Origin of the sequence: Catenulispora pinisilvae (assembly GCF_015356865.1) — a bacterium.
In the GTDB taxonomy this organism is placed as follows: Bacteria; Actinomycetota; Actinomycetes; order Streptomycetales; family Catenulisporaceae; genus Catenulispora; species Catenulispora pinisilvae.
Map to the genome: position 1 here is coordinate 1 of NZ_JAAFZA010000156.1, position 24,663 is coordinate 24,663.

General features: G+C 71.0%; 20 protein-coding genes. 9 read left to right on the forward strand and 11 right to left on the reverse strand.

Translation table 11 applies throughout. The annotated features are described in order from the left end of the window. Nucleotides 1-2,546, reverse strand: a 2,546-nt coding sequence (locus IZR01_RS32790; protein ID WP_194926130.1) for an MGH1-like glycoside hydrolase domain-containing protein, incomplete at its 3' end; no start/stop codon positions are given. 95 nt (nt 2,547-2,641) lie between these two features. Here IZR01_RS32790 and IZR01_RS32795 point away from each other — a divergent pair. The 3 genes from IZR01_RS32795 (at nt 2,642) to glgB (ending at nt 8,075) form a co-directional block, all read left to right on the forward strand. Next, complete coding sequence (locus IZR01_RS32795) at nt 2,642-4,672, forward strand: amylo-alpha-1,6-glucosidase (RefSeq protein ID WP_228560727.1); 2,031 nt, start codon at nt 2,642-2,644, stop codon at nt 4,670-4,672. Nucleotides 4,673-4,764: 92 nt separating this feature from the next. Beyond that, nucleotides 4,765-6,108, forward strand: coding sequence for a glycosyltransferase family 4 protein (locus IZR01_RS32800; RefSeq protein ID WP_369125400.1), 1,344 nt, complete (start codon nt 4,765-4,767; stop codon nt 6,106-6,108). Next, entirely contained in the window at nt 6,105-8,075 is a 1,971-nt protein-coding gene (gene glgB / locus IZR01_RS32805) for a 1,4-alpha-glucan branching protein GlgB (RefSeq protein WP_194926132.1), read from the forward strand. Before IZR01_RS32800 ends, glgB begins: the two co-directional genes overlap by 4 nt. A 26-nt stretch (nt 8,076-8,101) precedes the next feature. Here the strand turns inward: glgB and IZR01_RS32810 are convergent, their stop codons facing one another. The 6 genes from IZR01_RS32810 to IZR01_RS32835 all read right to left on the reverse strand — a co-directional run bounded on the left by IZR01_RS32810 (nt 8,102) and on the right by IZR01_RS32835 (nt 13,832). Beyond that, the gene (locus tag IZR01_RS32810; protein WP_323747167.1) at nt 8,102-8,698 is read right to left on the reverse strand and encodes a Rossmann-fold NAD(P)-binding domain-containing protein; all 597 of its coding nucleotides are present in this window, start codon (nt 8,696-8,698) and stop codon (nt 8,102-8,104) included. Nucleotides 8,699-8,805: 107 nt separating this feature from the next. Next, on the reverse strand, nt 8,806-9,807 hold the full coding sequence (locus IZR01_RS32815; protein WP_194895988.1) for a prenyltransferase/squalene oxidase repeat-containing protein: 1,002 nt from the start codon (nt 9,805-9,807) through the stop codon (nt 8,806-8,808). Nucleotides 9,808-10,009: 202 nt separating this feature from the next. Beyond that, entirely contained in the window at nt 10,010-10,792 is a 783-nt protein-coding gene (locus IZR01_RS32820) for a hypothetical protein (protein WP_194895987.1), read from the reverse strand. Next, the gene (locus IZR01_RS32825; protein ID WP_194895986.1) at nt 10,789-11,703 is read right to left on the reverse strand and encodes an ABC transporter ATP-binding protein; all 915 of its coding nucleotides are present in this window, start codon (nt 11,701-11,703) and stop codon (nt 10,789-10,791) included. The genes IZR01_RS32820 and IZR01_RS32825 overlap by 4 nt, the downstream gene beginning before the upstream one ends. 213 nt (nt 11,704-11,916) lie before the next feature. Then, the gene (locus IZR01_RS32830; protein WP_194895985.1) at nt 11,917-12,579 is read right to left on the reverse strand and encodes a response regulator transcription factor; all 663 of its coding nucleotides are present in this window, start codon (nt 12,577-12,579) and stop codon (nt 11,917-11,919) included. Then, nucleotides 12,576-13,832, reverse strand: coding sequence for a sensor histidine kinase (locus tag IZR01_RS32835; RefSeq protein ID WP_194926133.1), 1,257 nt, complete (start codon nt 13,830-13,832; stop codon nt 12,576-12,578). Before IZR01_RS32835 ends, IZR01_RS32830 begins: the two co-directional genes overlap by 4 nt. Before the next feature lie 122 nt (nt 13,833-13,954). Here IZR01_RS32835 and IZR01_RS32840 point away from each other — a divergent pair, with 122 nt between their 5' ends. After that, nucleotides 13,955-14,755, forward strand: coding sequence for a phosphotransferase enzyme family protein (locus IZR01_RS32840; RefSeq protein WP_194895983.1), 801 nt, complete (start codon nt 13,955-13,957; stop codon nt 14,753-14,755). 67 nt (nt 14,756-14,822) lie between these two features. Here IZR01_RS32840 and IZR01_RS32845 read toward each other — a convergent pair whose 3' ends face one another. Continuing rightward, entirely contained in the window at nt 14,823-16,379 is a 1,557-nt protein-coding gene (locus IZR01_RS32845) for a hypothetical protein (protein ID WP_194926134.1), read from the reverse strand. Nucleotides 16,380-16,526: 147 nt separating this feature from the next. On the opposite strand from IZR01_RS32845, the gene coaD reads away from it, so the two are divergent. Continuing rightward, nucleotides 16,527-16,958 (forward strand): pantetheine-phosphate adenylyltransferase, encoded by a 432-nt coding sequence (gene coaD, locus IZR01_RS32850; protein WP_194895981.1) that lies wholly within the window; start codon nt 16,527-16,529, stop codon nt 16,956-16,958. Here coaD and IZR01_RS32855 read toward each other — a convergent pair. Genes IZR01_RS32855 through IZR01_RS32865 form a run of 3 tightly spaced genes read right to left on the reverse strand, consistent with a single transcriptional unit; the run spans nt 16,942 to nt 19,229 of the window. Next, nucleotides 16,942-18,201 (reverse strand): MAB_1171c family putative transporter, encoded by a 1,260-nt coding sequence (locus IZR01_RS32855; RefSeq protein ID WP_194926135.1) that lies wholly within the window; start codon nt 18,199-18,201, stop codon nt 16,942-16,944. The genes coaD and IZR01_RS32855 overlap by 17 nt on opposite strands. Nucleotides 18,202-18,208: 7 nt before the next feature. Then, entirely contained in the window at nt 18,209-18,721 is a 513-nt protein-coding gene (locus IZR01_RS32860) for a hypothetical protein (protein WP_194926136.1), read from the reverse strand. A 52-nt stretch (nt 18,722-18,773) separates the two neighbouring features. Continuing rightward, nucleotides 18,774-19,229, reverse strand: coding sequence for a helix-turn-helix domain-containing protein (locus IZR01_RS32865; protein WP_194895978.1), 456 nt, complete (start codon nt 19,227-19,229; stop codon nt 18,774-18,776). A 178-nt stretch (nt 19,230-19,407) separates the two neighbouring features. On the opposite strand from IZR01_RS32865, the gene IZR01_RS32870 reads away from it, so the two are divergent. From IZR01_RS32870 to IZR01_RS32885, 4 genes are all read left to right on the forward strand, one after another. Then, entirely contained in the window at nt 19,408-19,926 is a 519-nt protein-coding gene (locus IZR01_RS32870; RefSeq protein WP_194926137.1) for an SflA family class IV lanthipeptide, read from the forward strand. 21 nt (nt 19,927-19,947) lie between these two features. Then, on the forward strand, nt 19,948-22,428 hold the full coding sequence (locus IZR01_RS32875; RefSeq protein ID WP_194926138.1) for a class III lanthionine synthetase LanKC N-terminal domain-containing protein: 2,481 nt from the start codon (nt 19,948-19,950) through the stop codon (nt 22,426-22,428). A gap of 120 nt (nt 22,429-22,548) precedes the next feature. Further along, entirely contained in the window at nt 22,549-23,436 is an 888-nt protein-coding gene (locus tag IZR01_RS32880; RefSeq protein ID WP_194895975.1) for a helix-turn-helix domain-containing protein, read from the forward strand. Nucleotides 23,437-23,438: 2 nt separating this feature from the next. Then, a partial coding sequence (locus IZR01_RS32885) for a condensation domain-containing protein (RefSeq protein ID WP_194926139.1) occupies nt 23,439-24,663 on the forward strand: 1,225 nt, incomplete at its 3' end.

The following is a 24,663-nucleotide window of genomic DNA, read 5'->3' on the forward strand; positions in this document are numbered from 1 at the left end:
GCCCCGGTGTCCCCGTGGAAGTACTCGTGGAACGGAATCTGGTCGTGCCAGGCCGCGTCCTCCTGGAACAGCTTCACGTCGCCGAACACCGGGCGGTGCCCCGCCTCGTCGTTCAGGAACACCCCCACCAGGCGGTGCGCCAGGTCGTCGGCGATGGCGCCGTAGGTGGCCTGGTTGTCCGAGCCGGTCGGGTACTGGAGGGTGATGTGGTCGCCGAAGAATTCCTGGTGGCGGTCCAGGGCGTCGATGAGGAGGTAGTTCACCGGGAACCAGATGGGGCCGCGCCAGTTGCTGTTGCCGCCGAACATCGTGGTGTGGGATTCACCGGGTTCGTAGCTGACGCTGTAGTCGGTGCCGTTGACGTTGAGGCGGTAGGGCTGGTCCTTGTGGGCTCGGGACAGGGCGCGTAGGCCGTGGTCGGACAGGAACTCGCCTTCGTCGAGCATGCGCTCCAGGACGCGGGGGCGCTGCTCGAAGGTCATCATCGTCAGCAGGCGGTGCGTCTTGTTCATGTCGACGCAGCCCATCAGTAGGTCGGCCTTGTCCAGCTGGTTCTCGAAGAACCACTTCACGCGCTTGCGTAGTTCCGGGACGGCGTCCATGGCCTCGGCGCTGACCGAGGTGGTGGCGACCAGGGGGAGCAGGCCCACGACGGAGCGGACCTTCATCGGGATGACGCTGCCGTCGCGGGTGCGGAGCACGTCGTAGAAGAAGCCGTCTTCCTCGTTCCACAGGCCGATCTTGTTCGCGGCGGCGGCGATCAGGCCGAAGTGCTCGAAGAACTTCATCACCAGTTCGCGGTAGACCGGGTCGTGCTCGGCCAGTACCAGGGCGATCTCCATCAGGTTCAGCGAGTACATCGCCATCCACGCGGTGCCGTCGCTCTGCTCCAGCAGGTCCCCGACCGGTACGCCGGCGTCCCGGTCGAAGGGGCCGATGTTGTCCAGGCCCAGGAAGCCGCCCTCGAAGACGTTGTTGCCGTCGGCGTCGGCGCGGTTCACCCACCAGGTGAAGTTCATCAGCAGCTTGTGGAACACCCGCTTGAGGAACACGTGGTCCCGGCAGCCGTCGGCGCGGTAGATCTGCAACGCCGCCCACGCCTGCACCGGCGGGTTGTCGTCGCTGAACGCCCACTCGTAGGCCGCGATCTGCCCGCTCGGGTGCAGATACCACTCCTGCAGGAGCAACAGCAGCTGCCGCTTGGCCAGCGTCGGGTCGATCTCGGCCAGCGCCACGCAGTGGAACGCCAGGTCCCACGCCGCGAACCACGGGTACTCCCACGGGTCCGGCATCACGATCACGTCGCGCGCCGACAAAGTCCACCAGTGCTCGTTCCGCCCGTGCCGCCGCCCCTCCGGCGGCTCCGGCTGCGCCGGGTCGCCCTCCAGCCACCGCGACACGTTGTAGTGGTAGTACTGCTTGGACCACATCAGCCCGGCCACGGCCTGCCGCAGCACGTCCGCCTCGTCGGCACTGCACGCCTGCGGCGTCAGCTCCGTGAAGTACTCGTCGGCCTCGGCCTCCCGGCGCGTCATCAGCTCCTCGAACCCGGTGTCCAGATCCGCCGGGCCCACGGCCTCGCTGTCCGGACCCTCCGAGCGCAGCCGCAGCCGGATCTCCGCGGTCCCGCCGGCCGGGACGGTCAGCACGTAGTGCAGCGCGCCCTTGGTCCCGCGCCGCTCCGGGTTGACGCTGTCCGCGCCGGCGACCACGTGGTCGTTGATCCCGTCCTTGGGATAGCGCGGCCCGTCGGTGTCCCACAGCCGCCGCCCGTTCGACTCGTTGTCGCAGACCAGCGCCTCCGGCTCGCCGGAGCCGATCAGCGCGATCCGCCCGAGCAGCCGGTGCTCGCCGACCAGCGTCCCGACGTCGCCGGTCAGCACCGGCACCGCCTCCCGGCCGGCCAGCCCCCAGGACCAGGTGTTGCGGAACCACAGGTGCGGCAGGACGTGCAGCGTCGCCTCGTCCGGGCCCTTGTTCTCCACGTGGATCCGGATGCCCATGTCCTCCGGACCGTGCTTGGCGTAGTCCGCGGTGATCCGCCAGTACCGGTCGTCCTGGAAGATCCCGGTGTCGACGAGCTCATACTCCGCGTCGCTGACGCCCCGGGCCCGGTTGGTGTGCACCAGGTCGTTGTAAGGGAACTCGTTCTGCGGGTAGTGATAGCGCCAGCGCATCCACGAATGGGTCGGCGTGGAGTCCAGGTACCACCAGTACTCCTTGACGTCCTCGCCGTGGTTGCCCTCGTTGCCGGTCAGGCCGAAGGCGCGCTCCTTCAGGATCGGGTCCTTGCCGTTCCAGAACGCCAGCGAGAAGCAGAAGTACTGGTCGATGTCGCTGATCCCGGCCAGCCCGTCCTCGTTCCACCGGTACGCCCGCGAACGCGCGTGGTCGTGCGGGAAGGAGTCCCAGGCGGTGCCGCCGGGGGAGTAGTCCTCGCGAACCGTGCCCCAGGCCCGCTCCGACAGATACGGACCCCACGCACGCCAAGGCTCGTTCTCCTCGCCGTCGTACTGGTCCAGCCGCGCCTGCTCTGCTGTGGTCACCGCGCCCTCACCGTGCCCTTGTGTTCCTTGGGTACCGTTGCGGTTCGACCCTACGCAGCGCTTACGAAATGCGCTCGATAACGACGACTGCGAATATGGCGCTCGTGGCGATCTCCAACCCGCACGTCTTCGGTACCGGTGTGTGCGGCGACCTCTCCGAGGGCGCGGCCCGGGAATGGCTTGTACCCGATGGTGCGGGCGGTTATGCCATGGGCACCGTGAGCGGGCTCAGGACCCGCAGGTATCACGCTCTGTTAGTGGTCGCCGAGAGTGGCGGCAGCGCGCGCCGGGTCGGCCTGGCGGCCCTGGACCCGGTCCTGGTCACCGAGTCCGGCGCCGAGGTACGGCTCGCTGTACACGAATGGGCCTCGGGCGCCATCGCCCCGGACGGCCACACCCTGCTGGAGAGCTTCACCCTGGAGCAGGGCCTGCCGCGCTGGCGCTGGCGGGTAGGCGACATCGTCCTGGAGGCCGAGCTGGCGGCGGTGCACGGCCGCCCCGCCTACGGCTACGTCTACCGGCTGCTGGCCGGCGGCCCGGTGACGCTGCGCGTCGAAGCCCTGTGCACCTGGCGCGACCAGCACGGCGACCGCTTCGCCGGCGGCGGCGACCCGCAGCGGCGGCCGACGGCCGACGGCGTGGTCGTCGAGGAGGCCTACCGGCTCGCCGGCCCCGGCTGGACCGCGGGCGGCCAGTGGTACCGCGACGTCCAGCTGCGCGAGGAAGCCGCCCGCGGACTCGGGTCGCACGAGGACCTGTGGTTCGCCGGATCCTTCCGCGCCGATCTGACCGGCCCCGGCCAGACCCTGGAGGTCACCGCCTGGGCCGGCGACCTCGCCTCCGCCCCGCCGCCGGCCGCCCAGATCGTCGCGACGGCCCGGGACCGGGCCCGGACCATCCAGGCCAAGGGCGCCGATCCCGTCGCCGCCCGGCTGCTGCTGGCCGCCGACGCCTTCGTCGTCGACCGAACGGCCGCCGACGGCGCCACGGTGCCGGATGTGATCGCCGGATACCCGTGGTTCGGAACGTGGTCCCGGGACACGATGCTCTCCTACGACGGCCTGTTCCTGGCCTCGGGCCGCTTCGACGAAGGCCGCCGCCTGCTGCGCGGCTACGCCGCGACCCTGTCCGAGGGCATGCTCGCCAACACCGCCGACACCGGCTCGGTCGAATACAACACCGCCGACGCCACGCTGTGGTTCGTCCACGCGATCGGCCGCCACGTCGCCACCACCGGGGACACCGACCTCGCCGCCGAACTGGCCCCGGCGCTCGACGGCATCCTTCAGGCGCACCTGGACGGCACCCGCTACGGCATCCGGGTGGACCCCGCCGACTCCCTGCTGACCCAGGGCGCCGACGGCTACGCGCTGACGTGGATGGACGCCCGCGTCGACGGGCAGCCGATCACCCAACGCCGCGGCAAGGCCGTGGAGATCAACGCGCTCTGGATCAACGCCCTGGGAACGGTCGCCGACCTGTGGAAGGCGATCGGCCGGGACGCGACCACCGTCCTGCAACGGCGTGCGGCGGCGGCGACCTCGTTCCAGCGCCGGTTCCCGAACCCGGACTGCGGGCTCTACGACGTCGTGGACGGCCCGGCCGGCGATGACGCGTCGCTGCGCCCGAACCAGCTCCTCGCCTACAGCCTCCCCTACGCGCCGCTGCGCGGACAGGCTCCCGCCGCGATCGTCGGCCGGAAGCTGATGACGCCGTTGGGCATGCGCACCCTGCCGTCCGAGGACCCGGCGTACCAACCGCACCACCGCGGATCCCCTGCACAGAGGGACGCCGCATACCATCAAGGCACCGTGTGGCCGTGGCTGCTCGGCGCCTACCGCGACGCGCTCGCCGCGGCCGGCGGCTCGACGGGCGGCTTGACCGTCAGCCCGACCAGCAGCCCGAACGGCGGCTCGAACGGTGGCTCGTCGGGCAGCCTGCCCGGCGGTCCCGCCGAGGCCGTGTTCGGCGGACTCCCCGGCCACCTCGGGGAGGCCGGGCTCGGCTCGGTCTCCGAGACCGCCGACGGCGCCGCCCCCCACACCACCACCGGCTGCCCGTTCCAGGCATGGTCGGTGGCCGAGGCCCTGCGCGCCTGGACCTCTGAATACGTCGACCGCACATGAACCCGAAGAACCACCGAGCACAACCAAGGGGAGCAACGCCGATGTCCGGAGCGGTGCGCGAACTCACGATGACCAAAGCCGAGAACGACGCGATGGCGGTGGTCCGGGCCACGGTGCCGGCCCCGCCGCGCCCCGCGTCCCGATCCCTGCGGATCCTGATGCTGTCCTGGGAGTACCCGCCGGTGGTGGTGGGCGGCCTGGGCCGGCACGTCCACGCCCTGGCCCGGAACCTGGCCCGGGCCGGCCACCAGGTGACGGTGGCCACCCGGCACGCGCCCGGCGCGCCGCTGGACGAGATCGTCGAGGGGGTGCGGGTGGTGCGCGCCCCCGACGACCCGCCGGCGATCCCCCTGGACACCCCGCACCTGCTGGCCTGGACTATGGCCTTCAACCACACCCTGACCCGCGCCGCCCTGCACGCCGCCGACACCGGCGAGTTCGACCTGATCCACGCCCACGACTGGCTGGTGACACACACCGCGATCACCATGCGAGACCACCTGCGGGTGCCGCTGGTGGCCACCGTGCACGCCACCGAGGCCGGCCGGCACCAGGGCTGGCTGCCCGGCGACCTGAACCGCGCGATCCATTCGGTCGAGTGCTGGCTCGGGTCGGAGGCCGAGCGGGTGCTGGTCTGCTCCAAGTACATGGGACGCGAAGTCGACGCCCTACTCGGGGTCCCCGCCGCCAAGACCGAGGTCATCCCCAACGGCGTCGATCTGCCGCGCTGGTCGCCCAACCGGATGGACGTCGCCGCGGCCCGCTCCCGCTACGCCGGATCCGGACCGCTCATCGGCTTCGCCGGCCGCCTGGTCTATGAGAAGGGCGTCCAGCACCTGTTGCACGCCGTCCCCGAACTGCGCCGCCGCCACCCCGGACTGCGCGTGGTGATATCCGGCGACGGCCCGCAGCGCGGCGAGCTGGAAGCCACCGCCGGCCGCCTGGACCTGCACCACGAGGTCAGCTTCACCGGCTTCGTCCCGGCCCGCGGCCTGTCCTCGACCATGGCCTCCACCGACGCGATGGTCGTGCCCAGCATCTACGAGCCCTTCGGCCTGGTGGCGCTGGAGGCCGCGGCCGCCGGGGCGCCGCTGGCGGTGTCCGAGACCGGCGGGCTGGCCGAGATCGTCGAGCCCGGTGTGACCGGCCTGACGTTCCCGGCCCGCGACGCCGGCGCGCTCACCGAGTCTGTCAGCTCCCTGATCAGCGACCGCGACGCGGCGCGCACCATGGCGGACGCGGCGCGGGCGATGGTGCGCGACCGGTACGGGTGGGACGACGTCGCCGTGGCGACCGCCGGCGTCTACAACAGCGTCGTCGGGGCGGCCAAGACGAAGCGGCCGGCGAACCTGTGGCGCAGTGCGACGGTCCCGGACCGGGAACGCGTCCACATCCCCGAGGGCAACCTGCTGGAGTCGGCGGGGTTGCTGCCGTGAGTTGGAACGGGGGCACCGGCGCGGTGGCCGGGTTCGGTGGCGGGACGCATATGCAGGACGCTGATACTGGCTGGCCTACTGACTGGCCTACTGACTGGCCTACTGAACGGCCTACCGAGTGGCCTACTGAATGGTCGTCGCTGGCCGCACCGGACGAGCCGCGCTATTGGCGGCGATACGGCGCGCATGTGCAGGCCGGCGGCGTCCGGTTCGCGGTGTGGGCGCCGAACGCCCAGCAGGTGAACGTCGAAGGCGACTTCAACGACTGGAATCCGCATCGGGGCGTGGAGCTTCGGCGCGACGAAGGCGGGCGCTGGTCGGGGTTCTCGCCCGAGGCCCGGCCCGGCGACCGGTACAAGTACAAGATCCTCGGTCAGGACGGGGTCTGGCGGCTGAAGGCGGACCCGGTGGCGTTCGCCTCCGAGATCCCGCCGGCCTCGGCCTCGGTGGTGTTCGACTCGCGGCATCAGTGGACTGACGAGGAGTGGATGGCGCGCCATCACGGCGGCGAGCGCTACTCCTTCAACGAGCCGATGTCGGTCTACGAGGTGCACCTGGGCTCCTGGCGGCCCGGCCTGTCCTACGACCAGCTGGCCGAACAGCTGGTCGGGCACGTCGCCGGGCTCGGCTTCACGCATGTGGAGTTCCTGCCGGTGATGGAGCACCCCTTCGGCGGATCGTGGGGATATCAGACCACTGGCTTCTACGCGCCCACCGCACGCCTCGGCGACCCCGACGGCCTGCGGCGGCTGATCGACGCCTTCCACCGGGCCGGGATCGCGGTCATCCTGGACTGGGTGCCGGCGCACTTCCCGCGCGACGAGTGGGCGCTGGCGCGGTTCGACGGTGCGGCGCTGTATGAGCACCCTGATCCGCGCCGCGGCGAGCACCCGGACTGGGGCAGCCTGATCTTCGACTTCGGGCACCCCGACGTGCAGAACTTCCTGATCGGCAGCGCGCTGTACTGGATCGAGGAGTTCCACGCCGACGGGCTCCGGGTCGACGCCGTGTCCTCGATGCTGTTCCTGGACTACTCGCGGGCCCCGGGGACCTGGGAGCCGAACTGCTTCGGCGGGAACTCGAACCTCCAGGCCCTCGACTTCATCAAGATGCTGACGAACGAGACGCACCGGCGGCACCCCTCGGTGGTGATGATCGCCGAGGAGTCGGCGGCCTGGCCCGGGGTGACGCGGGCGGTCCAGGACGGGGGCCTGGGGTTCGACGTGAAGTGGAACCTGGGATGGATGAACAACAGCCTGCGGACCCTGACCGTGGACCCGGTGTTCCGGCGCTACCACTTCGACGAGATCCGGCGCCCCTCGGCGTATGCGTTCATGGAGCACGACCTGCTGCCGCTGTCCCACGACGAAGTGGTGCACGGCAAGGGCTCGCTCGCCGGGAAGCTGCCCGGCTGGCGGGGGGAGCAGCTGGCCGGGCTGCGCGGGTTGCTGGCGTATCAGTGGGCGTTCCCCGGCAAGCAGCTGCTGTTCATGGGCGGCGAGTTCGGCCAGCGCGGGGAGTGGAGCGAGGAGTGGGGGCTGGACTGGCGGAGCACCGACGACGGCGACGGCGTTGCGCGGCTGATGGTGGACCTGAACCGGCTCTACCGCGCGCACCCCGCGCTGTGGGCGCGCGACGACGACCCCGGCGCCACGCACTGGGGCGCGGCTGACGGGGACGCGAACCTGATCTCGTTCGTCCGGTACGGCAAGGACGAGGACGCGCTGGTCTGCGTCGCGAACTTCTCCGGCGGCGAGGTGCGCGACCGGCGGATCGGGCTGCCGTGGGGCGGGACGTGGCGCGAGGTGCTGAACACTGATTCGCGGGACTACGACGGCGGCGGGTCGGGGAACCTCGGCGCGGTGGTTGCGGATCCGGAGCGGGGCTGCGACTGGCTGCCGGCTTCGGGGGTGGTGACGGTCGGCGCGTCCGGGGTGGTCTGGCTGGCGGGGCGGTATGGGGAGTGAGTGCCGCTGAGTGCCGCCCCGACCGCTCAGCCGTCGAACGCGGCCCGGTGGGCGTCGGCCCACGTCGCGTAGGTGCGGGCGGGACGACCGAGCACGGTCGCCACATCGGCGGTCAGCGCGGTGTTGCCCCCTTCAGCGATGAGCCGCTGGCCTTGCGCCGCGACCTCGGCGAACTCCGGGTCCAGGCCGGCGGCGAGCATCTGCCCCTTCACCTCGTCCAGCGGCACGTCGACGATCTCGATCGGCCGGTCGAGCACCTTCCGTAGGATCTCCACCTGGTCCGGCGTGCTCAGCAACTCCGGACCGGTCAGCGTGTAGGTCTTACCCGCGTGGTCCGCCGTGGTCAGCGCCGCGACCGCGACCTCGGCGACGTCGCGCGGGTCGATCACGCCCTGGGCGCCGTCCCCGGTCATGTTGGCGACCGGCTGCCCCGCGCTGATCATCGGGGCCCAGCGCAGGGTGTTGCTGGCGAAGCTGCTGGGCCGCAGGATCGTCCAGACCGCCTCGCCCGCGCGCACCGCCCGCTCGCCGGGCAGGTGCCAGCCGCCGACTCTGACGTCGGAGTCCTCGCCGGTGCCGATCGCTGACAGCTTCACCACCTTCCCGATGCCGTGGGACCGCACGGCGTCGAGGGTGTCGCCAGCCGCTTTCCGTGCGGGCCGCCTTCCTGCCGGGACGCTCTGCGCTGGGTGACCCGGAGTCCGCCACAGCTCCTACCCCGCTCCAGCCCCTAACCCGCCGCCCGCTCGTACCACCTGAGCACCCGCAGTGCCCGCAGCGTATTCCAGCGACTCGGCGCGCCGTCGCCGTCGTCGATGGGGAAGTGCAGCTCGCCGGGGTGCGAGTTCTCCAGCAGCCAGCGCCCCTGCGCGTCCTGCTTGTCCCGCACCACCTCGACCGCCTCGGCGACCCGCTCGTCGGGGGTGACGCCCGCCGCACGCAGGTAGTCCAGGCCTCGCAGGAGGTCGTAGTGCCAGTAGGTGGGGTGTGAGAACTGGGTCCAGGTGGCGGCGGCGCCGGTTTGGCGGTCCTTCTCGATGTGTTCGCCGGTGGACAGGCGGCGGAACATGCGGCGGGCCGTCAGGTACTCCTGGCCGCGCTTCACGGCCTCGCTCACCTTCGGCACGCCTCCGGCCGCCCGGTCGTACTCCGACAGGCCTTCCAGCACTTCGATCGTGGTGTGGAACGAGCCGCGGGTGGAGCCGTTCTCCTGCTCACAGTTCCAGCCGCCGTCGGCCATCTGCTCGCCGAGCAGGCGGGTGAGCACCGGCGTGATGTCGATGCCGTAGTAGGCGCCGAGGGCTACCGTGCGGCCGTTGATGCACGGCTCCACCTCGCCGGAGAAGAACGGTTCGCCGGCGTGCTCCCAGCGTGCGTTCTTGTGCACCAGCGCCACGGCGTCGCGCACCGCGGGCTCGTCCGCGTCGACGCCGAACACGCGCAGCAGTGTCAGGCTCCACGCGATCGAGGTCCACTCCGGGAACAGCGTGCCCTGGCGCGAGGCGTCCAGGGAATGCCACCACTCGGCGGCCTTGTCGGAGGAGAACGTCGGCGTGTTCCCCGGCCACCTGCCGTCCGGCTGTTGCAGCGCCAGCAGTCGGTGGCCCCAGCCCTCGGAGACTACGCGCGACCGCTCGGCCGCGACCTCGGCGTCGGGCGCGTCGCCGAGGTCGCGCAGCACCTGCCAGCGGATCGCGGGATCGCTGTCCAGCAGCCAGTCGATGACGGTCATGGCGGGTCCTCCTGAGGGCATATCTCTGGTCCTGCCATAGTGGCGTGCCCCTCTGACAAATGCCGCGTACGACACAACTGCGTGGCCGATGCCGCTGGGGACGGCTACGCCGGGTGGGCCGAGAACTACTACTCTCGGCCCACCCGGCGCTCCCCGCCTGCCGGTGTTTTCCGCCCGCCGGCGCTCTCTGCCCGTCGGCGCCCTACTTGACTTCCGTGCGCCGCACCCGCATCACCCCGAGCAGCATCGGAATCCCGATCCAGAGTGCCGACGCCGCCAGCAACTGGATCCAGCCCTTGCCCGTGATGTCGTGACTGTAGAGCGGGGACTGCGCCTGGTTGAGGTCGAACCACGCCGTGGTGTTCTTCGAGCCGGAGCCGAAGAACGCGCTGAACATGTTCGGCACCACGAAGGAGACCAGGATCGCGGCGGCGGTGATCAGCAGCGCCATGCCCAGCGCGAGGCCCAGCAGCAGCCAGCTGAGCAGCACCAGCGTCACCTCGCCGGAGACCTGCCCGGCGAAGTTCCAGCTGCCGTTGCCGTCGCGCACGGTCTGGCCCAGGATGTTGCCGACGACCGAGACCAGCAGCATCAGGACGCTGACCCCGACGCCCAGGCCGACCGTCGCCACGCCCTTGGCCAGCAGCACCCGGCCGCGCTTGGGCTCCAGCACGAACGTGACCAGGCCGGTCCGCTGGCTCCACTCGCTGGTCATGGTCAAGATGCCGAGGATCGGCAGCAGCAGCTTCTCCGGGGTCGAGGTGTAGTCGACGAACTTGGCGTAGTTCAGGTCCTTCGTCGACATCGTGAACACCATGACCAGGGCCACGATCGGGGTGGCCGCGACCAGCGTGAGCATGAGCCAGCGGCCGGCGCGGGTGTCGGTCAGCTTGCGCAGTTCGGTGCGGACCAGGCGGCCGAACGGGATCGGGGTCAGCGCCCGGTCGATCGGCGTCGTCGTCGTCACGGCGGCGGCGGTGGTCATGACCTCACGTCCTCTCGTGCGTCGTCGGCGGTCAGCCGCAGGAACAGCTGCTCCAGCCCGGAGTCGTCGTCGGCCCGCAGTTCGCGCAGCGTGATGCCGGCGGCCGCGGCGATGTTGGCGATGTGCTCGGCCTCGGCGCCGACCGTGAAGCCGCCGTCCGGGTGGTCGGTGAAGCCGACGCCGGCCGCCCGCATCCCGGTGGCCAGCCCCTCGTCGTCGGTGCTGCGCACGTACACGCCGCTGCCGGCCAGCAGGTCGTTCTTGCTGCCCCGGGCCACGATCCGGCCGCGCCCGATGACCACCAGGTCGTCGGCGACGACCTCGATCTCGTGCAGCAGGTGCGAGGAGAGCAGGACGCTGCCGCCGTCGTCGGCGAACTCCTTCAACAGGGTCCGCATCCAGTGGATGCCGGCCGGGTCCAGACCGTTGGCCGGCTCGTCGAGGATCAGCACCTTGGGATCGCCGAGCAGCGCGTGCGCGACCCCGAGCCGCTGGCGCATGCCCAGGGAGTAGGTGCCGGTGCGGCGCCGGGACTCGGCCTTGGACAGGCCGACCTTCTCGATCATCTCCTCGGCCCGGCGGTCGGGCAGGCCCATCATCATCGCGCCGACCCTGAGGATCTCCAGCCCGGTGCGCCCGCTGTGCTGCGCCGAGGCGTCCAGCAGGACACCCACCCGGCGGCCGGGGTTGAGGAGCTCGGTATAGCGCCGGCCCAGCACGGTGGCCGAGCCCCCGGTCGGCTCGGTGAGCCCGACCAGCATGCGCAGCGTGGTGGACTTCCCGGCGCCGTTCGGGCCGAGGAATCCGGTGATCGAGCCGTGCGGCACGTCGAAGGAGACCGAGTCGACGGCCCGCGTGCCGCGGTAGTCCTTGCTGAGGTCCGCGACCCTGATCGCGGCTGAGGTGGCCATGAGCGCTCCCGTGGTGTTCCGGTGGTGATCCGGTGGTGATCCGGTGACTGATACGCCTCCAGCCTGCGGCTCGGGCGCCTTCCGGTCGTCGGTGCGGGAACGTAACTTCGCGCTGCTCCGTGTGGACTACGCGGCGGGGGCCGGGGAGTACGGCCGGGAGTACCGCGCGCCACCCGCCGCGGCATTCACGTCGCGGCACCTACTTCGTGCCGCTCACGCCACGGGCCGCACCAACCCGGACTGATACGCGAACACCACCAACTGCGCCCGATCGCGGGCGTGCAGCTTCACCATCGCCCGGCTGACATGCGTCCGGGCGGTCGCCGGGCTGACCACCAGCTCGGCGGCGATCTCCTCGTTGGTCATGCCGAGCGCGGCCAGCCCCACCACTTCGCGCTCGCGGTCGGTGAGCAGGTTCATCGTCGCCGGAATCAGCGTCGGCGGGCCGGGCTTGGCGGTGAACTCGGCGATCAGCCGCCGGGTCACGCTGGGGGACAACAACGCCTCCCCCCGCGCCACCTCGCGCACCGCCCGCACCAGGTCGGCCGGATCGGTGTGCTTGACCAGGAAGCCGCTCACGCCGGAACGCAAGGCCTCGAAGACGTACTCGTCCAACTCGAAGGTCGTCAGCACGATGATGCGCACCCCGGACAGCGCCGGATTCGCGCAGATCTGCCGGGACGCGGCCAGGCCGTCGAGCCCCGGCATCCGGATGTCCATCAGCATCACGTCCGGCCGCTCCGCGCGCGCCAACTCCAGCGCCGAGTCGCCGTCGTCGGCGTGCCCGACCACCGTCATGTCGTCCTCGGCGTCCAGGATCATCGCGAAGCCGGCCCGGACCAGCGACTGGTCGTCGGCGAGTGCAACACGGATCATGAGCGTGCCTCCCATCGGGCGCGGACCAGGAATCCGCCCTGCTCGGTGTGGCCGGCGTGGAAGACGCCGCCGGTGGACGTGACGCGTTCCCGCATGCCGCGGATCCCGACCCCGGTTCCGGCCGCGACCCCGAACGCGGCCGGACCGGCGTCGCTGATCTGCACCGACAGTCCGGAGCCGGCGGTCGCGACCACCTCGACCCGGGCCCGTCCGGCCTTGGAATGCCGGATGACGTTGGTCAGCGACTCCTGCACGATCCGATACGCCGCGGTCCCCACCACCGGCGACAGGTCTGGGGCCGTGCCCTCGGTGACCAACTCGACGTCCAGCCCCGAGGCCGCCGCCGAATCCACCAGGCGCGCGATCTGCCCGGTCCCCGGAGCGGGCGCCCGATCAGGCTGCTGCGACCCGTCGCGCAACACCGAGAGCATCGCGCCCAACTCCTCCAGCACCTCGCCGCTGGCCCGCCGGATGGCGACCAGCGCCTCGCCGGCCGCCTCGGGCCTGCGGGCGATCACATGCGCGGCGGCCGCCGCCTGCACGTTGATCGTCGCCATCGCGTGCGCCACGCTGTCGTGCAGATCGCGGGCGATCCGCAGCCGCTCCTCGGCGACCCGGCGCAGCGCGACCTCCTCCTGCGTCCTCTCCAGGAACCGCGCCCGCTCCCGCAGCGCCTGCAACCGCTCACGCCGGTCGCGCAGTGCGTCGCCGGAAAGGATCGCGGCGGCCGACCAGCCGATGAAGATCAGCGGCAGAACCAGGCCCGACGACCCGAACACCAGGGCCGCCAGGGTCAGCGCGACCAGCATGATCCCGGCCCACGCCAACGCGGTCCGGCGGCTGGTCTGCCAGCTCACCCCGGCCAGCGAGATCCATCCCACGGCCCAGACCGGACCGTCCGGATAGCGGCGCGCGATCTCGGCGCACAGCACGAACGTCGCGATGGCCGCAGCAGTTTGCGGCCGCCGGCGGATCAACGCCATGCCCACTCCGGCCGCCACCAGCAGTACGTACTGCACGGCGTCCGCGGCGCGGTAGCCGGGACCGGCAGGCAGGTGCGCGGAGATCGTGATCAGCACTGTCGCGACGACCGTGCCGATCAGCGCGTCCGGCAGCCAGGCGCGCAGGCGGCTCTGGAGGGTGCCGGGTAGGCAGCCGGCGATGCGGTCGGCGACACGACCGGGGATGCGACCGGCGATGCGCCCGGGCAGCCGGCCTGCGGATCGGGACATGGCGACCTGGGTATCGACCATGCCCCCACGCTATGTGCGAGGGCCGCCTCGCCACGTCCTACCAGGGCAGCAACCGGCCTATACGCCTGCCGGAGTAGCGGCGCCGCTTCCCGGAGTAGTACCGCTGCTCAGCGGCTCTATGCTTGGCGATCGTGGACGAGGTGCTAAGCGGCGGGATCACGAACGCGGGGGCAGTCTTCCGACGGGGCGAGCTCGTCGACCGGCCTGCGCGGCCAAACGCGGCGGCCATCCATCGCTTCCTGGCGGCGCTGCCCGAGCACGGTTTCACCGGCGCGCCCCGGCCCGTCGGGCTGACCGACGGCCGTGAGCAACTGACGTATGTGTCCGGCGACGTCGCGCTGCTGCCGTATCCCGCCTGGTCGATGACCGATGCGGCGCTGGCCTCGGTCGGCGCGCTGCTCCGGCGCTTGCACCAGGCGTCGTCGGCGATCCCGGTGGAGCCGGGGGTCACGTGGGCGACGGACCTGGCTGATCCGCGCGGCGGCACGATGCTGTGCCACAGCGACGCCTGCGTGGAGAACATCGTCTTTCGCGACGGCGAGGCGTACGGACTGATCGACTTCGACATGGCCGCCCCGGGGCGGCCGTTGTGGGACGTCGCGATGGCCGCACGCTACTGGGTGCCGGTGTCCGACCCCGAGACGCGCGCGCTGTTTCCGTCCTACGCCGGTCTTGATCCCGCGTGCCGCCTACGGATCCTTGCCGATGGCTACCAGATGTCGGCCGCGGATCGGGCGGAGCTTCCCGGCGTCATCGAGGACGTGATCGTCGTCGAGCGCGCGGAGCTCGCAGCCCGGCTGGAGGCTGGCGGGGCGGAACTGCGCAAAGGGTTCGATAACGCTGGCGGATGGGCCGCCTGGGACCGGCTACAGGATTGGCTCGTGGATCAGCGTCCCACCCTTGTCGCCGCGCTGATCGAGTAGGAATCGGTGGGGAATCGGTGGGGAATCGGCCGGGGCGCGGGTTTTCCGCGGCCCCGACCGTCGTCACTCACATCTTGCTGATCGAATACGCCGGCAGCGTCAGAGTCCCGCTCGCGCTGACCGTTCCGGGGTTCAGCGAACTCGCGGTCCGGACCGCCGCGGTCGGGTCCCCGCTCACCTGCTGGTAGCTTCCGGCGGGCACCGCGCCGCCGACCGGGACGGTCACGCTCGTGCCGCTGAGGTTCACCAGCACCTCGTGCGTGCCGCCCGCGCCGGTGAACTTCACGCCGACCAGGCCCGGCGCCGCGTTCGCGCCGATCGTCGGTTCGTCGCTGAACGTCAGCGGGGTCGCCGACGTCGCCTTGTTCCCGGCCTGCGCCAGCCACTGCATCGCCAGGCCGTCCGGGGTGAGGGCGAGCGGGAGGTTCTTCGTGGGGGACGCGGTGTAGGCGTAGGAGTTCTCGCTGCCGAACGAGGACCAGAACTCCGCCATGTCGGTGGCGGTGGCGCTGCCGGCCATCTGCATCAGCAGGCTGCTGTTGTACAGCGCCACGCCGTAGGTGTCCTGCGGCGGGGCGGCGAAGGCGTCCGACAGGCTGAAGCTGATCTCGGTCAGCCAGACCGGCGTGGTCCCGAACTTGCTCGCCGTGGCCGCGGCCTGGACCTTGCCCGGCCACGTGTCCGGCCCGGCCAGGAAGTCCCCGACGTTGTCGGTGGTCAGCGCGTTCGGGTAGGTCGGGTGGACGTGCATGATGTACGCGTCGGGCTCCCGGCCGTCGCCGGCCGCGATCGCCGTCTTGATCCCGGTCTGCACGTCGGCGTTCCAGGTGCGGTCGGTGACGCACTTGCTCGTGGAGTCCTCGAACCCGGCGACCGCCGCGATCTTCAGGTCCGGGTAGAGGTTGTGCAGCGCGTATGACCAGGGCCCCACGACCTTGGACCCGTAGTCCGTCCCGTTCGGGAAGTACTTCTGGTAGTCGCTGTTGAAGCACAGGTCCAGCTCGTTGCCCAGCTCGACGTTGTCGATCGGCAGCCCGTCAGCCTTCGCCTGAACCAGCATCGCCTCCTGGTCCGCCAGCGTCGAGGTCATGACGTTGAGCACGAAGACCGGCGGCACGTGCGTCTGCGCGTAGGCCTTCTCCAGGTCCGAGAGGTACGAGTGGAAGTCGGGCGTGGGATTCGGCGTCATGTACGGGTCGCCCACCGGCTGGCCCTTGGTCCAGTCCCAGTAGTTGGCCGAGGTCCCGGCCGGCCACCGCACGGTCGCCGGCGACAGCGCTGCCAGCTGCGAGTCCGCGGCCGCCGGGTATCCGGCGGTACCCGGGTTGGGATAGATGCTGCCGCCGCCGTAGTCGAAGGCGACGCCGAAGTAGCTCGGCGACAGGACGCGGGATTGGCCGGTGCCGACCGTCACGCCGGCGGCAGCCTTGCCCACCGCACCCGCGACCGCACCCCCACCCGAGACCGCACCCGCGAGCGCACCCGCAGCGCCGCCCGCCGCCTTGCCGGCCTTACCCGAACCACCGGCCATGGCGGCCGTCGCCGTCGCCACGGCCAGCCCGGCGGCCAGCGTGACGCCCAGCGCGGTCCGCACCCGGAACCGCCGGGTTGTTGTCGATGACATGCTGAAAGATCTCCTCTTCGGAGCGGACGGGCCTTGCCCCCGTTGGCTTGAGCCTTCGTCCGCGCAGCACCGTATGGGGCGGCGGGTAGGGCACCGATAAGGACTCTGACACCTGGTCGGGAGGGAGATCCATTAGGCTTTGGGATCGTGCGAGCCCTCTACCCGGGATCCTTCGACCCGGTCACCCCGGGACACCACGACGTCCTGCGCCGCGCCGCGCTCCTGTTCGACGAGGTCGTCGCCTGCGTGATGGCCAACCCGAGCAAGACCGGCCGGTTCCCGGTCGACGAGCGCCTGGAGCGCCTGCGCGCGGCGGCGACCGGCCTGACCAACGTCACGGTCGACTCCCACACCGGCGGCCTGCTCGTCGACTACTGCCGTGACGCCGGGATCGACGTCGTCATCCGCGGCGTCCGCGACGGTCACGACCTCGACCACGAAGTGCCGATGGCGTTGATGAACCACGAGCTGACGGGAATCGAGACGGTCTTCATCGCCGCGGACCCGGAGCAGGCCCACATCTCATCCACTCTCGTCACCGCGGTGGACCGCCGGGGGCAGATCAAGCCGGCCGGTTGAGCTGCCGACCGTCGCGGTCCGCCTCCTGCCGCAGCCGCTCCAGCAGCACCGGGATCACTGGCGAGCGCCGGAAGGCCCGTGCCACCTGCGACAGCCATTGCACTTCGGAATCCAGGTCGGTCGGGATGAGTCCGACGCTCCCCAGCTCTGCCTCTCCGGGGATTCCGTCTCCGGCCGCTGACCGCCGTCCCAACCGCATGTTCTCCAACGCGATCGCGATCGTCGCCGCCTCGGCGAGCGCGGCATCCGCGGCCCCGGCCCCGGCCCCGGCCCCGGAACCGGACTCGGAGCTCAACCAGTCCGAAACCGCCGCCTCCTGGTAAGCCCGCAGCACCAACCGCCCGTCGTGGATCTCGATCACCCGCCGGTACACCGCGAACTCGATCCCGGCCGGTCGGCCGACCAGCAGCGGCCGGCCGCCCGCCGGGAACGCGATCTCCGGCATCGCCTGGTGCAGCGCCGACCACAGCGGCCCCATCGCGAAGTAGCACCGGCACAGCCGCACCCATCGCGCCGCCGCCCCGAACGTCTCCGTCCACTTCCCGACCAGCGCCCCGGCCACGGCCAGCGACGCGCAGAGCGCGCCCAGCAAGTTGGACACCGTGTCCTCGCTGCCGTCCAGCGTGCCGACTTGCAGTACCCGTACGAAGTCGTCGTACGACCACAGCGTCCACACCACCCCGACGCACACCGCGGCCAGGATCAGCCGCACGCCCCAGCGCAGCGGGCCGGTCGGGACGGTGCGCGCCGAGGGCAGCAGCGCGAGGAACAGCTCCACCAGGGCCCACACCGCGTAGGACGCGAACAGCGCCACGCGGACGGCCAGCCACCAGCGGCCGCTCGGGGCGGCGATCAGCTTGTCGTCGGCGTCCAGTGTCGGCTGGGCGGCGACGAACAGCAGCACCATGCCGAGCTGGACCGCGATCGCCACGGTCGCCTGTCGGACCGGTGAGTGCCGGGGCGCCGGGTGCGGGGTCAGCAGGCAGGCCAGCAGCATCAGGAAGCTCAGCGCGGCGGTGCGGACGGTGTCGCCCAGGGCGATCACCGACAGCCCGTCGACGCCGGCGTGGCTCAGGGCGACGGTGCCGGGCGCCAGCAGCGCCAGCGAGCAGCCCTCGGACAGCGCGAAGGCCAGGGCGGCCCAGCGGATCGGGCGTCGCACCCCGCGCCGCTCGATCGCGAACGCGTAGGCGGCCAGGGCCACCAGCACCGCCGCTCCCAGGTAGGCGGCGAGGTCGGACATCGGCGGGTCAGATCCCGCCGAGGCCGAACATCGTCTCGATCCCGGACTGCGGGGACCGCGGCCCGGCCGTGGGCGGCCGGCCGCGGGCCACCCGCTGGTGGATCAGTGTCGCGATCAGTTCGGCCTCGCGTTCCTGCGGCTCGGTGTAGACGGTGCGCCCGAGCACGTTGCGGATCAGCGCCGGGGACAGGTGCGGCAGCAGCACGCCGATTCCGGCGGTGGCCGCCCCGCCGGTCGCGTCGTGCCCGCGCAGCAGGTGCGCGGCCTCGTGCAGCAGGATGTGCTGCCGGTGCACGGCGCTGGTGTCCGCGGAGTAGATGATCAGGTCGGTGCGCGCGGTGGTGACCAGCAGGCCGCACGGCCGGTCCGGGCGGGCCGGCACGCCGAGCAGTTCGATCGGCCGGCCGCGCTTGTGGGCCAGCACGGCGATGAAGGCCTCGGCGTCGAACGGGTCCGGCAGGTCGAGCCGGTCCACCACGGTCTGACACCTGCGCCACAGTCCGGTCCGGCCCTCGCCCATCCCCTTCAGCCCATCTCTTCCGCGCCGGCGCCCTCGCCGGATGTTCCGTGCCTCAGTCTTGCGCGCCGCCCTTGACCTGCACCGTCCGGGCCTTCTCCTCGTGCCGCACCAAGACGTCGATCATGTCGTTGAGGGTGTCGATGCCCTCCGGGGACAGCGTCAACGCCCGCAGCGCGACATTACGCACCCCGGCGTCGCGCAGCACGCCGAGGAGTTCCAGCTCGCGGGCGATGGCAGAACTCTGATCATCGTCGAAAAAATAGGCTACCGGGACTTCGAAGAACTGCGCCAGGGCTTCCAGATGTCGCATGGTGGGGTTGTCCCTGCGTCCGGTGCGCAATTGCCACAGATAGGTCGCGGAGAAGCTCTCCCCCGTCGCCTCCCGGCAGGCCGTGGCCACCTCGTCGTTGCTGAACAGCTCCCGGTTGGGCCGCCGCACAGTCTGGAAGAGGATGTCGATCTTCTCCGCGAGCGTCCTGCGTCCTGAGGCGCCCTCGCCTTGTGCCACCCCGTGACCCCCTCGGTTCTTTCCCCTGACGCCCGATCCCGCGGTACATGCTAATCGATCGAACGTGAGCCGTCGTGGACGATACTTGAGGTCTTGTCAGCCAGAATGAATTGTTCTAGGTTCCAAAACGAGTCAGATCACTGACTCGTCCGAGATCCTCCCGACCTGGAGGTCGTCCATGCCCACCAACCTGCGTGAGCCCCAGCGCAATGTGCGCGAGCCTCAGCGCAACGTCCGTGACGTGCAGCGCAACGTGCGTGACGTGCAGCGGAACGTGCGCGACGCGCAGCGCAATGTCCGCGACGTCAAGCGCAACGTCCGGGACGTCAACTGCAGCAACGTGCGCGACGTCAACCGCAGCAACGTGCGGGACGTCAAGCGCGAGGTCGTCAGCGGCAGCCTCAAGCGCGTCGTGAGCGAGAGCCCGAGTCTGGCGGTGAACAGCGAGAGCCCGAGCCTCGCGGTCAACAGCGAGAGCCCGAGCCTGGCCGTCAACAGCGACAGCCCCAGCCTCGCGGTCAACAGCGACAGCCCCAGCCTGGTCGTCAGCGGCGCCGGCTTCGCGGCCGAGCCGGAGGCCGACCTGCTGGTCCTGGACGAGGTCATCGGCTTCGAGGACGCCGACACCCGCGAGCACCAGGCCTGCCTGCCGAACCCGTACCCGACGGCCACCACCCGCGTCCTGTGCGAGCTGTGACCTCCTAGTCCGCTCGCGCTGATGGGTGACGCCACCACGGAACGCCGCCTGCGGACCGACGAGACCTGGATCCATCACGTCGATCCGCGGATGCCCGAGGTGGCGCACGGCTGGAAACTGCACGTCTCGGCCCGTCCGGCGACACTGGACGACGTGGTCGCCCGCGTCCTGCCGGTGCTGGACGAGTATGTGTGCCACATGAAGCACGCGCGGACCCCGGAGATTCTTCGGGCCCTCAACTCCGGGTTCCGCAGCCCAGGCGCGGTCGGCAAGGCCGTCACGGTCTACCCGGCCCCCGGCGCCGCCGCCGAGATCGGCTACGCACTGGTCGAGGCGTTGAACGGGATGGCCGGTCCACGCGTTCTGAGTGATATGCGGATATCGCCTTCCGCGCCGGTCTACTACCGGTACGGGCCCTTCGAGGCCACGTACCGCACCGGGGCCGGCGGCCGGTTGGAATCGGTGATGATCGGCCCTGACGGACAGGCCTTCGACGGTCTGGCGGTCGGGAGGTATCGCTGCCCGCCCTGGGCCGTGGATCCGTTCCAGACAGTGCCGGTCCAAGCAGTGCCGGTCCAAGCAGCGCCGGACAAAGAACCAGCGCTCCCAAAACCTGCCAAACCATCGGCTCTGCTCGCCGACGGCCGCTACCAGATCACCGCCGGGATCGTCCGAGCCGCGCACGGCAACGTCTACCGCGGCCTCGACCGGGCGTCGAGCCTGCCGGTCGTCCTGAAACAAGCCCGGGCCTTCGTCGCGGAGGACGAATCGGGCCTGGACGCACAAGACCGGCTACGCCATGAGCGCTCGGTCCTTGAGGCGCTGGACGGTATCGACGGGATACCGCGCTTAGTCGACTATTTCCCGCACGGGACCGACGAGTTCCTGGTGCTCGACGACCGCGGCGCGCGCGACTTGCGGCGCGACGTCTTGGAGAACGGCCCCTTCCGCCTCGGCGACCCGGATCGCGATCCGCTGGCCCTGGCCGACCGGCTGGCCGGCATCCTGGACGGGATCCATCAGCGCGGCGTGGTCGTCCGCGACGTCAAGCCGAACAACATCGTCCTGGACGCCTCCGGGGACTGCCACCTCGTCGACTTCGGGATCAGCGCGCTGGACGGCGTCGCGCCCGGCGGCGCCACGCTCGGCTACACCGCCCCCGATCGCCCGGAGGGCGCCGCCGATCCCGCCGACGACTTCTACGCGCTCGGCGTCACCCTCGGTTTCGCCGCCACGGGACTGGATCCGGTCGTCATCGACGAGCAGCCGGCGGTGAACCGCGACCGGACTTTAACCGGCTTGGAGGCGGCCGAAATACCGTCAGCGGTCGCGACCCGGATACGTACGCTCATGAACGTGTCGGGTGACAGCCGCATGCCGCCGGTCCCGGACGAAGAGCTCCTGGACCAGATCATTTCCCACGCGGTCGGGTACTGCGTCGAGGCCGCGCGGGAGATGGTCCGCGACGGCTCGACGCCGATCGACGTGTATGCGGGGAGTTCCGGGCTCGGATGGGAACTGCTTCAGCACCGGGAACAACCGGGCGTGGCAGACGTCGTCGATCTGTTGGCGCGCTGGACGGCGCGCCAGGATCGGGAACGGGACCTGTCGGCCAGCCTGTACTCCGGTCGCACCGGTGTTGCGTTGTTCCTGCAACAGGCCGGTGTCTCGGTGAGCTACGAGGACCTTGTTCCGCGCGACCGCATCGACGGGCGACCCCCGGAGGCGGATCTCATCGAAGGCGCGGCCGGGATCGGGCTGGGCCACCTGTTGTTGGCACGCTTATCGGAGGCTCGGGACCACCACCTCGGCGCCGCCGCCGAATGCCACCGCATCATCACCGGCGGAATCGCGACCCTCACGCCGACCGACGCTGCCAAACCGGGCAACGCCGCACTCGCCGAGGGGATCGCGCACGGCGAGGCCGGGGTCGCGTACTTCCTTACTGAATACGGCCATGCCACCGGTGATCCCGAGGTCGTGGCCGCGGCGCGCGCGGCGTGCGAACGGCTCGCCGCCCTGACCCCCGCGATCATCGCGCGTGCTCTCGCACCCGAGGGCAGCCGTCGCTATGGCTCGTGGTGTCGGGGGCTGGCCGGGATCGGCGGCGTATTCATCCGAGCTGTCGAACGCCTTGGCGAGCCCCGATATCTGGAACTGGCAGAACAGTGTGCTGATGTTTGTGTGCGCATCGCGCCGCGGATGCCGCAGGTGGTCCAGTGCTGTGGGTTGGCCGGGGTCGGCGACTTCTTGATTGATTTGGCACAGGCTGGTGCCCTCGGCAGTGTGGCTGGTGCCCTCGACGCCGACCGGCGCTGGGCCGAGGCCGGAGCCGTCGCGCGGCTCATCCTCGCGCGCAGTGGCGGCACCTGGTCACGCCCGGTCTTCCCTGATGTCGAGCTTACGCGGGCGAGCGCAGGCTGGGCTGGGGGCACATCGGGCGTGCTGGGATTCCTGCGGCGGCTGCGCGACCGCGGCGGGGTCCGACTGGCCACGACGTGACGACAGCTGATATGAATGCTATCCCGTAAGTCCATTCACTTCAGTTTACAGGGGCCGCGTTGACCAGTAAGGTCGTGGCCTGATGAAGCCGTGATGGCGGCAGGGGGCGGATCGACATCTATGACTGAACGCGCGACTCTGCGGCACCGCAGGATCGGAGCATCGCTGCGGGCGCACCGCGTCGCCGCCGGGCTCACCCTGGAGCGGGTGGCCCACCGGCTCACTACCGCGGACGCCATGTCCGCGGCCAAGATCTCCCGGATCGAGAACGGCCAGTACGCGGTCAACCCGCACGACGTGCGGGCCCTGTGCCGGGTCTACGACCTGGACCCCACGGCCACCGACGAACTCGTCGAGCAGGCCTCGCAGGCGCTGCGCCGCACCTGGTGGCAGGAGGGCGAGGCCGGGACGCTGCCGGCGCCGTTCCGGCGCTACCTGGAGTACGAGGACACCTGCGTCCAACTCGACGTGTTCGCGCCGGTCTTCGTCCCGGACATCCTGCAGACCGCCGCCTATACCAGGATGCTGATAGCCGGGCTGTGGCCGGACAAGAACCCCGGCGAGCGCCAGGCCCTGGCCTCGGTGCTGACCCGGCGCCAGACCCGGCTCGCGGTCGACGCCGGGCCGCGGGTGCAGGTGGTGCTGGACGCGCACGCGGTGCTGCGCAGCTGGGGCGACCGGTCGGTCGCGGTGCGGCAGGCGGCGTATCTGTTAGAGGCCTCGCGCCACCCGCGGACCGAGGTGCGCGTGATCCCGGACGGCCGGGTGTACCCGGGCGCGAACACCGGCTACACGCTGATGACGCTCGGCTCCGGGGACCGGCACGCCAAGCAGGCCGAGCACGTCGGGTTCGTCGGGGGAGTGGTCGGCTGGTGTCTGGTCGACGGCGGGGATGAGATCGACCGTTACACGCTCACGTTCCAGCAGCAGCGCGCCGCCGCGCTCGGCCCGGAGGAGACCCGTCGATGGTTGCGGCTGGCGATCAAGAGCATGGGCGGGGTGGGGTGACGGTGTCCCCGACGCCTGTGGTGCCTTCGGTTTCCGCGATCGGCGGGACGGCCGCGACTTCGCCGATTCCGCCGACCTCCGCGATCATCGCGACCGAGACGATCGAGGTGCCCTTCGCCGGCGAGGGCGCCGGCAGCGGCGCCCTGAACTGGGGCCAGCAGCACATCCTCGGCGTGATCCAGCTGCTCGGGTCGGCGATGAACATGTGCGCGCTGCGCGAGCTGAAGCCGACGGACACCGTCGAGGACTTCGCCGACGAGCTCCGCTTCTACCTGAACCGCTTCCAGGCGATGCGCACCCTGCTCCGCTTCACGCCGGACCGGCCGCCGACGCAGGTGGTGCACGCCCGCGGCGTCGCGCCGTTGCAGATCCACGACCTGCCCGCCGACGCCGACGCCGCGACGGTCGCGGTGACGCTGGCGGCGCTCGTCGCAGAACACGAACAGCGCCCCTTCGACGAGGAGCACGAGTTCCCGATCCGCATGGTCCTGCTGCGCCGGGCCGGCGTGCTGACCCACCTGCTGACCGTGCTGAACCACTTCGCGACCGACGGCGCCGGGGCGTTCGCCATGTATGAGGACTTCCTGCACCGCGACCCCGCGACCGGACAGGCGCGCGGCCCGGTCCCGACCCACCCGCTGGACCTCACCACCCAGCAGGCCACCCCCGCCGGACGGAGGCAGAGCGATGCGTCGCTGCGCTACTGGGAACGGCAACTGGCCGCGCTGCCGACAAGACGACCGACCGCGGCGGTGCCCGAACCCGGCCCCCGCTACCGAAGGGCCACCCTGCGGTCGGTTCCCCTCCTGCTCGCCGCGACCAAGATCGCGCACCGCCTGGACTGTGACCTCAGCGCGGTCCTGCTCGGTCTGTTCGCGACCGCGCTGGCCGGCCTGACCGGCGAGCACCCCACCGCGGCCCAGATGCTGGTGAGCAACCGCTTCCGGCCCGGCCTGGCCGACATCGTCGGCAACGTCAGCCAGAGCGGCCTGTTCGTGGTCGACCTCCGCGACGCGACCCTCGACGAGGCGATCGAACGCGCGCAGCGAGCAGTGACCCGCACATATAAGTACGCGTACTTCGACCTGGAACAGTGGAAGGCACTGCTGGCCGAAACCGAGCGCACCCGCGGCGAGGAACTAGCGCTGTGCTACTACAACGACCGCCCCTCGCAACGCAGCGCCACCGCCCCCGGCCCCGAACCGACCATCGAGGCCATCACCGCGG